Annotated in this window: 11 protein-coding genes; 4 read left to right on the plus strand and 7 right to left on the minus strand. The window is 67.6% G+C overall.

Annotated features, from left to right (window positions below):
• The first annotated feature begins 5 nt into the window (after positions 1 to 5).
• The 3 genes from ACFVYE_RS23835 to ACFVYE_RS23845 are packed head-to-tail and all read left to right on the plus strand — an operon-like array spanning position 6 to position 1,392.
• Entirely contained in the window at positions 6 to 830 is an 825-nt protein-coding gene (locus ACFVYE_RS23835) for a helix-turn-helix domain-containing protein (protein ID WP_389607295.1), read from the plus strand.
• Positions 827 to 1,027, plus strand: a complete 201-nt coding sequence (locus tag ACFVYE_RS23840; protein ID WP_383970616.1) for a DUF397 domain-containing protein — start codon at positions 827 to 829, stop codon at positions 1,025 to 1,027. Before ACFVYE_RS23835 ends, ACFVYE_RS23840 begins: the two co-directional genes overlap by 4 nt.
• An 11-nt stretch (positions 1,028 to 1,038) precedes the next feature.
• The gene (locus ACFVYE_RS23845) at positions 1,039 to 1,392 is read left to right on the plus strand and encodes a hypothetical protein (protein WP_383970613.1); all 354 of its coding nucleotides are present in this window, start codon (positions 1,039 to 1,041) and stop codon (positions 1,390 to 1,392) included.
• Between the two features lie 124 nt (positions 1,393 to 1,516).
• Here the strand turns inward: ACFVYE_RS23845 and ACFVYE_RS23850 are convergent, their stop codons facing one another.
• The 3 genes from ACFVYE_RS23850 to eccD all read right to left on the minus strand — a co-directional run bounded on the left by ACFVYE_RS23850 (position 1,517) and on the right by eccD (position 4,979).
• Positions 1,517 to 2,626 carry a serine hydrolase domain-containing protein gene (locus tag ACFVYE_RS23850; RefSeq protein WP_383970670.1) on the minus strand — a complete coding sequence of 370 codons (1,110 nt, stop codon included), beginning with the start codon at positions 2,624 to 2,626 and terminating at the stop codon, positions 1,517 to 1,519.
• A 190-nt stretch (positions 2,627 to 2,816) separates the two neighbouring features.
• On the minus strand, positions 2,817 to 2,939 hold the full coding sequence (locus ACFVYE_RS23855; RefSeq protein ID WP_383970610.1) for a hypothetical protein: 123 nt from the start codon (positions 2,937 to 2,939) through the stop codon (positions 2,817 to 2,819).
• Positions 2,940 to 3,509: 570 nt separating this feature from the next.
• A complete protein-coding gene (gene eccD / locus ACFVYE_RS23860) occupies positions 3,510 to 4,979 on the minus strand; it encodes a type VII secretion integral membrane protein EccD (protein ID WP_383978699.1) in 1,470 nt (489 codons plus the stop codon).
• 168 nt (positions 4,980 to 5,147) lie between these two features.
• Between eccD and eccCa the strand changes: the two genes are divergently transcribed.
• A complete protein-coding gene (gene eccCa, locus ACFVYE_RS23865) occupies positions 5,148 to 9,113 on the plus strand; it encodes a type VII secretion protein EccCa (protein ID WP_389607298.1) in 3,966 nt (1,321 codons plus the stop codon).
• Positions 9,114 to 9,191: 78 nt separating this feature from the next.
• Here the strand turns inward: eccCa and ACFVYE_RS23870 are convergent, their stop codons facing one another.
• The 4 genes from ACFVYE_RS23870 to ACFVYE_RS23885 all read right to left on the minus strand — a co-directional run bounded on the left by ACFVYE_RS23870 (position 9,192) and on the right by ACFVYE_RS23885 (position 12,141).
• Positions 9,192 to 9,797 (minus strand): hypothetical protein, encoded by a 606-nt coding sequence (locus ACFVYE_RS23870; protein ID WP_389607300.1) that lies wholly within the window; start codon positions 9,795 to 9,797, stop codon positions 9,192 to 9,194.
• 242 nt (positions 9,798 to 10,039) lie between these two features.
• Positions 10,040 to 10,411, minus strand: a complete 372-nt coding sequence (locus ACFVYE_RS23875) for a hypothetical protein (RefSeq protein ID WP_389607302.1) — start codon at positions 10,409 to 10,411, stop codon at positions 10,040 to 10,042.
• Between the two features lie 677 nt (positions 10,412 to 11,088).
• Complete coding sequence (locus ACFVYE_RS23880; RefSeq protein ID WP_389607304.1) at positions 11,089 to 11,826, minus strand: hypothetical protein; 738 nt, start codon at positions 11,824 to 11,826, stop codon at positions 11,089 to 11,091.
• A 15-nt stretch (positions 11,827 to 11,841) separates the two neighbouring features.
• On the minus strand, positions 11,842 to 12,141 hold the full coding sequence (locus tag ACFVYE_RS23885; protein WP_389607306.1) for a hypothetical protein: 300 nt from the start codon (positions 12,139 to 12,141) through the stop codon (positions 11,842 to 11,844).
• Between the last annotated feature and the right edge of the window lie 16 nt (positions 12,142 to 12,157).

Below are 12,157 nucleotides of genomic sequence, written 5' to 3' on the forward strand. Positions count from 1 at the left end.
CGGTGATGGCCGAACTCAGCGACGTGGACGAGGAGTCGGGGCGCGCGGCGCTGGGGCGGGCTCTGCGCTATCTGCGGGAGAAGTCCGGCAGATCACTGGGCCGGCTCGCCGAGGAGACGCGGTACGACAAGAGCTATCTGTACCGCCTGGAGATGGGTCAACGGCTCTCGAAGCTCGCTGTGATGGAGGACCTGAACCGGCACTACGACTCCGGCGGGCTGCTGGTTCAGCTGTGGAAGGCGGCCCGCAGGGAGGTCTTCAAGGACAAGTACAAGGAGTTCATGCGGCTGGAGCCGACGGCTCGGATCATGCACTTGTTCACATTAGGCATTCCGGGCATCTTGCAGACCGAGGCGGTCGCCCGCGCATTGTTGTCCGGGGCGCAGAAAACGGACGACGAGGCGGACTTGGCGGAGGAGCAGGTCATAGCGCGGATGAGCCGACAGCAGTTGCTGCAACGCAAGCCCGCTCCGTCCGTGAGGATCATCATGGACGAGTACGCCCTCCGTCGCCCGGTGAAGGACGCCAAGGTGTGGGACGAACAACTGACCCGCCTCATCGACATGGCCGGGACATCACCGGCCGTCATTCAGGTTCTCCCGTTCACCGCGGGGGCACACCATCTGATGGACGGTTCCCTGACATTGCTGTGGCAGGACGACGGCAGCGCCGTTGCCTACACAGAGGGCAACGGCTGCGCCGAGTTGCTCGAAGATCCGGCCGAAGTCACGCGCTATCGGCTGTCCTACGATCGGCTCCGGGATCTGGCGCTGCCCCCGTCGGACTCCGTTGCGTTCATCAGGGGCGTCCTGGAGGAGCACAGATCATGAGCCGAATCCCCGACCTCTCCACCGCGGTCTGGCGCAAGTCCAGCTACAGCGACGGCGGCGCCAACAACTGCGTCGAAGTAGCCCACAACTTCCCCGGCCTCGTCCCCGTACGCGACAGCAAGACCCCCACCGGCCCAGCACTCCTCTTCCCCGCCACCGCCTGGCGCGCCTTCGTGGCGTTCGCCGCCGGGCGCTGAGCCCCTGCACCATGCCGCCCCGGCCGGGCCGCCCGCACGGAGCGGCCCGGCCCGGGCGGCTGACCCTCTCCGAGACGAGCGCCATCGTCGAGAGCGAGAAGGCCGAGGAACGGCTGGAACTCAGCACCGCGCAGCGGGACATGATGGTCCAGCGGATCGAGAAGCTCGACCGCGCCGTGGCAGCCCTCGGGCACATGCTCGGCTGCCGCACCGACAACGCCCTCGACTGTCCGATGACCGGCGGCTACATCCTGGGCCGGATCGATGCCGCCCTCAGAGGAACCCCACCGGGGCCGCAAGGGCACCGGCAGCCCGCCCCGGAGAGCCCCGCAGGCCCGCCGAACCTTCCTGGCCCTGCTCGGTAGGCTCTCGTCGGGGCACGGGAGGTGCCATGACCGATGACGACTGGTGCGACGACAGCGACTACCAGAAGGCTGCCCAGCGGGCTGAACGCGTGACGCGGACGCCGCCTTCCCGGCGCCGGACCGTTCAACGGCAGAGAGCCGCGTCCACCGTCTTCTCGACCCGCCGCATGGCTGCCTCGTCGGGCGGCATGGTGGTCACCGCGACGCCGGCGGCGCGGCCGTCGTCGGTGGCACCGCCGCGGGTCTCGTATCCCGGAATGTCACCGCCGTGGCCCCAGTACACACCGCCGCACGACAGCGGCCTGCTCGCCAGACCCAGTCCGTAGCGGGCGCCGGTGCCGAGGTAGTCGGCGGGGACGGTGGTGCGCATCTCGGCGAGCTGAGCCGCCGGGAGGAGGCGGCCCCCGAGGAGCGCGGTGTAGAACCGGTTGAGGTCGGTGTTGGTGGAGACCATCGCGCCTGCCGCCCAGCCCCAGGAGGGGTCCATTTCCGTGTAGTCGCGCAGGGGCCCGTCCGCCGAATCCCTGAAGTAGCCCTTGGGGTGGGGCTCGCGGATGGTCATGTCACCGGGGGCGGGGAGGTACGTGTGGCGCAGTCCGACGCGGTCGATGACGCGCCGGGTGATTTCCTCGCCGAGGGGCCGGCCCGTGACCTTCTGGATGATCAGGCCCGCCAGCAGGTAGTTGGTGTTGCTGTACTCCCATTTCGCGCCCGGGGGGAAGTCGGCTTTGTGCTTGAGGGCGATATCGAGAAGGTCCCGGGGTTCGGTGTACCGGTGCTGAAGAGTGGTGAAGTCCAGATCGTCGGTGTACTCGGGAAGTCCGCTGGTGTGCTGGAGGAGTTGGCGGACGGTGACGCGGCGTCCGTCTATCCCGTCCCCGCGTACGAGGCCCGGCAGATAGGTGTCGATCGCGGCGTCGAGGCCGACCTTTCCCTCACCGACCAGCTGCAGCATGACCACGGCGGTGAACGTCTTGGTGTTGCTGCCGATCCGCACCTGACCGTCCCTGGGCACCTTCGAGCCGGTGGCCAGGTCGCCCACCCCTGCGGTGTACGTACGGGTGCGGCCCTCGCGGTCCTTGACGCTCGCCAGCGCGGCGGGCATTCCGTCGGTGCGCACCAGTGCGCTCAGGCTCTGCTGGACGGTGTCCGGCCCGGTCGCTGCGGAGGCCGCCGGCGGCGCCAACGCACCCGCCGCCATGACGCCGGCGATCACCGCGACCGCGGCCGACACGGCCTTGCGCCGAACGGCCTGCTTCCCGCCGCGGGAACGGAACCTCTGCCATGTCTGCTCGTGCACGAAACAACTCCTGCCGGATCGAGGGCAACCGTGGTGTGTGCCGGGTCCAGCATCTCCGGGTGCGGCCGCCCGAAGTGATCCCGCTACCTGCCCACTTCCGGGTAGGGCTACCCCCGGGGTGCACTCAGAGAAGGCAGAAGTTACGCCGGAAGGCGTCGAGTTCGGCTGCCCGGCCGATGAAGGATGCTCGTCTGCGGTCCTCGATGATCTGTTGCATCGAGCGGCGGCGCGGCCGGGCTGAGGGCATACGGCTCAGTCCGACAACACGGGAAACAGCTCCGGGAGGTGTCCGTCGGACGCGGCAGCCGCCGCAACCCGCTCCTGCGGCACATCGCCGTACAGCGTCGTACGCGGCTTCGCCGGGCGGCCCGCGAGCGGGCCCCCCCGCCAAAATGGGGTGTACGAAGCCGAGGGGTACCGGAACACGTTCGGCGCGATGCGCTGAACCCGGTGCCCGCTTTCATCCTTCGCGAGCGGGCCGCCCGGCGAACTGGGCGTGATCGACGCCGTGCTGACCGATCACGACCGGCTCGGCTGACATCGGCGGGCCGGGCGGCCCCAACCCACTGGTGCGCGTGCCCTCGCCGGTCACGGCTTGTCGTGGCCGGCGTGCAGGCTCGCTGCGAGGCTCAGTTGAATGAGAACGGACGTCATGAGGGTCGTTTTGACCGGTCTGACGGGCCATCGGGACGTCGTCGCCGACCGCGCGTTGGCCCTCACCGCTTCGATGTGTGCGTTGGGGGCCGGCCCGGTCGCGAAGGATGAAAGCGGGCACCGGGTTCAGCGCATCGCGCCGAACGTGTTCCGAGCTCGGAATCTAACCGCTGGTCATGCTGCGTGCCGAGGAGTACACGTCGAGGACGGCCAGGCAGAGGGGGACGAGTGCGAGGAGGAGAACCACCTCAGCCAGGTCGGAGAGACGGCCCCAGAAGGGTGACAGTCCCTTCTTCGGAATGATCAGACCGATGCCGATCAGCAGGGCGGCACCGGCCGTGACGGCCGCGGCGAGCCACAAGGTACGGATGTCGAGCGGCCCTCGGTCCTGTTCCGTCAGGAGCTTGATGACAGCGCCTGTAGGCGGATTGAGCGACATCCCCAGCACCAGCAGGCCCAGAGCGGCGAGGCCCGCGCCCAGAACGGCGGCGACTTGGGCGGTGTAACGGAAGAGCCGTGCTCGCAACAGCATGGCCAGGCCTGCGACCAACGCGAGGGTCTGGCCCCAGACGTCAGTGGAGAAGCCCAGGACAGCGGCGGCCGCGACCACCACCACGCAGCAGCCTCCGACAAGACCCAGCAAAAGCTCGTGCCCGCGCCGGGTTTGGGCCGCGATGCGTTCGGCGTCGACAGGATCGGAGTCGCCGACGCCCGGCTCGGTGTCGAGGTCGGCCTCCGTCGTGGGGCGGGGGGCGGCGTAGCCGATCGGCAGGTGGGCCACCCGCGCGGAGAGCCCGGGCAGGAAGGCGATGGCGCCGATCGCGACGACCGCGCAGACAGCGGCGGTCTCGCTGGGGCGGGCTTCGGTAAGGATCGAGCAGAACGTCGCGAGGGTGCCGACCGCCGAGGCGAAGACAACGGCGACGAAGGGGGCGTCGCCGGACGGCATCGCGGCGACGAGCCCGGCGGAGACGACGAACACCGTGGCGCAGCCGAGCATGAACTGGAGACGCCCGATGCCGGTGCCCGGGTCGAGCGCGAGGAGGCCGGACCCGGCGATCATCAGGTGTGGCAGAGCCGCGAGGCCGAGCGCGATCGCGGAGGCCCGGTCGCCGTAGCTCCGCGCCCTGACGCCGGCGAGCGTGACGAGCAGCACACCGACGGCGGCGGCAACGATGCCCGGCAGACCATGCATGTCATGCCGGACCGGGTCGGAGAACCAGAGCACGAAGCCCATGAGTACGAGAAGGAGCGCGCCACCGACGCGACCGGAGACGCCCAACAGCTGGTCGCTCCACAGTGCGCGGTCGCGGCGGACGGCGGACGCGACCGCGTCGGCGACATCGTCGAAGACGGCCGGGGGGAGCGATTCGGCGAAGGGCCGAAGCCGCAGTACGTCACCGTCCAGGACCCGCTGGACGGCCAGCGGGTGGGTGGCGTCCAGGAGGGTGCCGTCGCGGCGGGCCAGGTGGTAGCCGGGGGGCGCCCCCGGTGGTGTGACCTGGCCGGTCAGCCGCAGGATCTCCGGTAGGAGATCGGCGACAGCGACATCGTCCGGGAGGGCGACATCGACACGGCCGTCCGGCGCCACGACCGATACTCGGCAAAAACCGGTTGTCAGGGTCGAACTCACCTGATGGATCCCCTCGTTCGCTTACACCACGCTCCGGGCCAAGGGCGCCACCCTATCGGGGTCCCTCCCATGACCTACACGTAGGATTATTGGCGCGCGGAGGTAGGTCGCTGCCACGGGGGTGCCGGCCCGCAACTCTCCGGGCCGCATTGAGGGATTGATTCGCCGGTGACCCAGATCGTCGTCAAGCGCCCGCCCCGAGCCATGCCACCTGAGACATCAGCGGCGGAGGTCCGACTCGAGTCGCCTCCTGAACTGCCGCGTGGGCAGCAGGAGGGCATGGCCATGCAGTTGCTGCCGATGCTCGGCATGGGCTCATCGGTGGTGTTCTTCTTCATGCCCGGCTCACAGCCGTTCATGAAGATCATGGGCGTCATGATGCTGCTGTCCACAGCGGCCATGGCGATAGCGCAGGTGATGCGGCACCGCAAGGGAACCCAGGGCGAAGCCTCGGAGGGCCGCCGGGACTACCTGAAATATCTCGCGCAGACCCGGCGGAAGGTACGCCGTACCGCGCGGATCCAGAGGGACGCGCAGTTCTATCTGCATCCGAATCCGGACCAGTTGTGGTCGCTGGTCGCCGAGGGCGAGCGGCTCTGGGAGCGGCGGATCGGCGACAAGGACTTCGGACAGGTCCGCATCGGTCTGGGACCGCAGCAGTTGTGGACACCGCTGGTGGCTCCGAGCACCGCGCCGCTGGACGAGCTGGAGCCGCTGTCGGCCGGTGCCATGCACCAATTCCTGGCCACGCACGGTTCGCTCGACCGGCTCCCCATGGCGGTATCCCTTCGCGCCTTCTACCACGTCGTGGTGTCGGGCGAGCCGGGTTCGGTACGCGATTCCGCCCGCGCGATGGTGGCCGGACTGGTCGCGCTGCACTCACCCGACGACCTCGTGGTCGCGGTCGTAGCGTCCCGGGATGTCACGGACCAGTGGGACTGGACGAAGTGGCTTCCGCACACCCAGGTTCCGGGGTCTTCCGACGGGGCCGGCACGAAGCGGCTGTTCGGTGACAACCTGATGGAAGTCGAGGCACTTCTCGAAAACACCCTGGCGGGCCGGTCGAGGTTCAACCGCGAGGGGGCACCGCTCCTCGACCAGCCGCACGTCGTCATCGTGCTGGACGGCAGTTTCGTGCCGGCGGAGTCGCTGCTCGCCTCTCCGGAGGGACTGCAGGGTGTGACCGTCGTGGAGATCGTTCCGGAAGAGCTGGACGAACCCCGCGGCGGACTGCACATCGCCGTACGGCCGGGCCGGCTACGGCTGGAGTCGGCCGCGGCCACCTATCACGGCACGCCCGACCTCCTGCCGGTCGAAACCGCAGAAGCCCTGGGCCGTCAGCTCGCCCCGTTGCGGATGGGAAGCGGCGCGGAGGACGACGAACCTCTGCTCGCCAACCTGGATTTCACGGATCTGCTGGGAATCGGCGATCCGGCCGCGGTCGACACCGCCACCGTCTGGCGGCCACGTTCGACGGCCGACCGGCTGCGTGTACCGATCGGCATCGGCGAGGACGGCTCGCCCGTCATGCTCGACCTCAAGGAGGCCGCGCAGGAGGGTATGGGCCCGCACGGGCTGTGTGTGGGAGCGACCGGTTCCGGCAAGTCCGAGCTGCTGCGCACCCTGGTGCTGGGCCTGGCGGTCACCCACTCCTCCGAGACCCTGAACTTCGTCCTGGCCGACTTCAAGGGTGGCGCGACGTTCGCCGGAATGTCCGAGCTTCCGCACGTCGCCGCGGTCATCACCAACCTGTCGGACGACCTCACCCTGGTCGACCGTATGCGGGACTCCATCACGGGTGAGCTGCAGCGCCGTCAGGAGCTCCTTCGGTCGTCGGGCAACTACGCGAACCTCACCGACTACGAGAAGGCGCGCGCCGCGGGCGCCCCGCTGGAGCCCCTGGCGTCCTTGGTCCTGGTGATCGACGAGTTCAGCGAGCTCCTCACCGCGAAGCCCGACTTCATCGACATGTTCATCCAGATCGGCCGCATCGGGCGGTCCCTGGGCGTGCACCTGCTGCTGGCCTCGCAGCGCCTGGAGGAGGGCCGCCTGCGCGGCCTGGACACCTACCTGTCCTACCGGATCGGCCTGCGTACGTTCTCCGCCGCCGAGTCCCGTACCGCCCTGGGTGTGCCCGACGCGTACCACCTGCCCTCGGTCCCCGGTTCCGGGTTCCTGAAGTTCGGCACGGAGGGGATGACCCGCTTCAAGGCCGCCTACGTGTCGGGTACCTACCGGCCGGGAGTCGCCCCGGTCACCGGCAGCGGGGAACTCCCCATCGACCGCCGCCCCGTGCTGTTCACCGCGACTCCGGTGGCGGTCCACTACCCCGAGCCCGATCCGAACGTCTCCTTCGCGCCCGGACAGAGAACTGACGATGCGCTGGCGGACACCGTTCTCGATGTCATCGCACGCCGCTTGGAGGGTCAGGGGCCCCTCGCCCATCAGGTGTGGCTGCCGCCGCTCACCGAAGCACCTTCCCTCGATCAGATGCTGCCCCCGCTGGCGGTGACGCCCGAGCGCGGACTCCACTCCCCGCAGTACGCGCAGAACGGTGCTCTGGTCGTTCCCTTCGGTCTGGTGGACAAGCCCTTCGAGCAGCGGCGCGACTCCCTGGTGCGGGACTTCTCCGGCGCCGCCGGCCACATGCTGATCGTCGGCGGCCCCCGCTCCGGCAAATCCACCCTCCTGCGTGCCCTCATCGGCTCCTTCGCCCTCACGCACACGCCGCACGAAGTGCAGTTCTACGGAATGGACTTCGGCGGCGGCGGCATGATCGCCGTCGAAGGCCTGCCCCACGTCGGAGGGGTGGCCTCCCGGCTCGACCCGGAGAAGATCCGCCGCACGGTCGCCGAGGTCTCCGGGATCCTCAACCGGCGCGAGGAATTCTTCCGGGACAACAACATCGACTCGATCACCACGTACCGCCAGCTCCGCGCCGCCGGCCGGCTGCCGGGCGAGCCGTGGGGCGACGTCTTCCTGGTCATCGACGGCTGGCAGTCCTTCAAGACGGACTACGAGTTCCTGGAGCCCGTCGTCGCCGACATCGCCGCACGGGGCCTCGGACTGGGCGTGCACCTGATCGCCACCGTCGCCCGGTACATGGAGATGCGGGCGGCGCTCAAGGACCAGCTGCTCAACCGGCTGGAGCTGCGCCTCGGTGACCCGACCGACTCCGAACTGGACCGCAAGGTAGCGGTGAACGTCCCCGTCGGCACACCGGGCCGCGGCCTGACGGCGGAGAAGCTCCACTTCATGGGCGGGCTGCCGCGCATCGACGATTCCGCGGGCGCCGGCGACAACCTGTCCGAGGCCACCGCCGCCTTCGTCCGGGCCTCGGCCGACAACTGGCCCGGACCGCACGCCCCGCAGGTCCGCATGCTGCCCCGGAAGCTGTCCGCGCGCGAGCTGCCGAGCGGCCCCGACCGGTCGCCCGGTGGTGTCGCGATCGGCATCGACGAGATGAACCTCGCACCGGTCTTCGTCGATTTCGACACCGACCCGCTGTTCGCGGTCTTCGGTGAGTCGGAGTCCGGGAAGACCGCACTGCTGCGACTGCTCATCAAGCAGATCACCGAGCGGTACACCCCGCAGGAGGCGTTGATCTGTGTCGGCGACTACCGGCGCAGCCTGCTGGAGTGCGTGCCCGAGCCGTACCTGGTCGGATACGCAACGACGCACAACGCGTTCGAGACGTACCTCAACGACATGAACACCCTCATCAGCAGCCGCATCCCCGGACCGGATGTGACCCCGCAGCAGCTGCGCACGCGCAGCTGGTGGCGGGGGCCCCGGGCGTTCATCATCGTCGACGACTACGACCTGGTCGCCACGTCCTCCAACAACCCCATGGCGATGCTGGTCGACAATCTGCCGTACGCCCGCGACGCGGGGGTGAACTTCATCATCGCTCGCAGCAGCGCGGGGGCCGGCCGCTCCTCGTACGAGCCCTTCGTCCAGCGCTTCAAGGAGCTCGGTGCCCAGGGCGTCGTCCTGTCCGGTCACCCCGGTGAGGGCGAACTCCTCGGCGATGTGAAGGCCCGCCCGCTGCCTCCCGGCCGCGGCCTGTTCGTCTCCCGCCGCAGCACGCCTTCCCTGATCCAGACGGGCTGGCTGCCGACGGACCTGGACTGAGCGGGTCACCGCGGTACGAAGGAGGGGGTCAGCCCGTGAACGGGCTGACCCCCTCTCTCCACGCCGAGGCGCCCCTCCCTACGCCGAGGCGCCCGCGCCCTTCGCGCCGCCCTTGCCCAGGTTCCAGGGCTCGACGGTGTACCTTCCCGGGCCAAACCGCTCGACCGCGTCAATGATCAAGTCAGCGTGAGCCGGCCTCCGCCGGCGCCAGAGGGAGTTTCCGAGCGAGTGCATCAGAACCGCTCTCGGCCCTTCAACGGCGTTCGGCAGCTCCGGGAGTGCACCTTCCTTCAGCAGCAGTGTCAGGTAGCTCCGCCTGCTGTTGAACCGGACCTTGTCGATATCAGCCCAGCGCACGGTCTCCGTGCGGCCACGCCACACCTTGCTGATGCCCATTGAATCGATGCGCAGGGCCGAATATCGCGGCACAAGGTAGATCAGCAGCAGCAGACTCACTACTCCTCCCATCACCGGTAGTCCCGTACACAGGCCGACGACGCCCACACTGCCCATAAACTCAATACCTTCACCCAAGATCAGCACGCAGGTAACAAACACCACGAGTGCTTCCAAAAGCACCATGCAGAGCATCGCAGCGAGAACCAAACCGAGGTAGAACCCGCCGCGGCGCGCCCGCTCAGCGGGGAGCAATAGCCCTTCGGCGGAACCGGGGGGTGTGGACATGATGTTTCCTCCATTGAGTCTCGGGCGGCGAGTGCACGTCTCACAACTCTCCACGGCCAAGCCGATCGGCACCCAGAGCACCGCACAGCGCCGAACCTTGACGGCCATGGTGAGCGGGTACAGCGCTCACAGCGCTTGGATTTCTTGGATGCCGCCTTCCCTGGCACCAACACGAACTCAGGGAGGGCACGCCGCCTCGCAGCGCACCCTCCCTGATCCGGACCCGTGTGTGGTACGCGGGCTCACAATGCCTCGACCAGGGTTACTGCCACGTCCAACGGAGGCCGGGGAAGCCGGCGCTTGACCTCCCGTACCGCGTTGGCAGGCGCCTTCTCGTCGCGGATGCGACGCAGGCCCGGCTCGTCAACAGCCTTCCGCAGCACGTCGATCGAGCCGAAGCTCTGGGCGTACCAATCCCGTTGCTCCGCTTGGCGCGCTTTCTGTTTCCGGTGTGCCACCTGGCCCTCGGCCACCAACGGGCAGGCCAGGGACAAGACTACGGAGAGCATCAGGACCGCCTCGGGGAGATCCGATCTCATCAAGAAGAACGAACACCCCAAGGCCACCAGGCCGATGGCCCAGAGAGCGACCCGCAATCCGTACGTGAAGTCCACCCTGCCTGTTGATCCGAGAATTCCGCGCGCCCGGTCATGCACTGGGCGAAAGTCGGGCGTCGGACGGTGCCCAGGAGAAGGCAACGGCACCCGGCGCCGCGATCGCGCCGCTCAGGGTCACGACGTACTCAGCCGGGATGACGCCCGGCGTGACGTAGAACGCGCCCCGACAGCGCCGGGCCCATGACGGCCTTATCCGTGCTTGTTCCGACCTTGACGACCGCGGTGAGCGAGTGGAGCGGTCACAGCGACTGGACCATCTTCAGGGCTTCACTCAAGGGACACCGAGGAAATTCGCGCCTGAACCGGCGAGCAGCCACTAGCAACCCTTTTTCGTCACGGATCCGCCGGAGCTCTGCCTCGTCCGTCACTATCAACCGCAGTTCGTCGACGGACGCAAATCTCTGTTCGTACCAATCTCTCTGGCGCCGCCTTTGCGCGTATCCCTCGAACCAGCTCGGGAGGAGAACGCCCAGGCCGTAGAGGAGCGTGAGCAACACCGCGTTACTAGGCTGATGGAAGAACGCCACGTAAAAGCAGGCCAGGGAGGCACACCAAAGCGGTACTCGAATCCAGTACATGCGAAACCATCACCCGTCATTCAGAAGATCCTGCCTTCCCGGCGTCATCAAGCACTGCCGAGCTAGCAGAATCAATTCGGCTGCGCCGCAGGTACGTCAAGCCGTTGCGACCGGCCACTTGCCATTCGGGAAGGCGCTGTTGTCGTTTGCCTCACCCTTGGCAACTGCTACCTGAGCGGCCTGCGCTGTGAGAACCCCGACCAGGGTTACCACAAGCCCGGTGATGATGCCGGCATCCGACGCCGCTTCTGCGACACCAGCAAGAAGCCCTGCCCACGAGAACACGACGGAGCCCGCAGCCACGGCTGCCGCGATCATGACCACGATGGCCTTGATCAAAACAGCCAGCAGCGCCAAATAGAATGCCGCCCCGGCAACCGCACAAATCGTCAATGCCGTTGCGAGCTTGTCCGCACTCGTCTCGATCTGAGTGGCAGCGGTGGGCTGGCCCTTCACGGCCGCGGCGTACGCGTCGGCACCTTCCCCCTTCCAGCTGAGGGGCGCCTTGAGAGCTTCCCCTGCGACATTCCCGGCAACGCCTGACACTTTCCCCCGGATCGACGCCCCTTCCCAATCCTGAGCATCCAGGTAGAACATAACCGGCGCGGTAGCGCCCTTGAGGCATTCGATGATCTTGTCCAGGATCCAGGATCCGAGTTCGATCATCTTGTTCGCAAACCAAATCAACGGCTTGGCAATGGCATCCGGCACGTACCAGTGATTCACTGCCGACTCGGCGGCCGGACCGATTGCCTGCAGCTTGGCCGACATCTTGACAACTCCGGAGTTCAGCTTCTCCAGCGTCGCCTCTGTTTGAGCTACGTTGAACGCCATTTCAAGTCCCTCTTATCAGTAGGCGTCTTCGACGGACTTGGTGGTATCCGCCTCGTGATTGTCGTAGGCGTTTGCATTCTTGATCAATGCATCCGCAACCTCCGACATCCGACTCTGTCCCTCAAGGCATCGGGAGGAGATTTGATCGATGGCCTCGTTGTAGTTGGAGACGACCAACTGGAACAGACCGGCCTCGAGGCGTGTCAGCCTCATCCCATCAGCCGCGTGTGCCACCTCCCCCATGGAAGCACTCTGGTTGTCCCACATTCCCGCTTCGGTCCGCAGCGCATCGGTGATGTGCTTCAGATCTGCCATGTCGACCTGCCCTTCG

The organism is Streptomyces sp. NPDC058239, assembly GCF_042882185.1.
Taxonomy (GTDB): Bacteria; Actinomycetota; Actinomycetes; order Streptomycetales; family Streptomycetaceae; genus Streptomyces.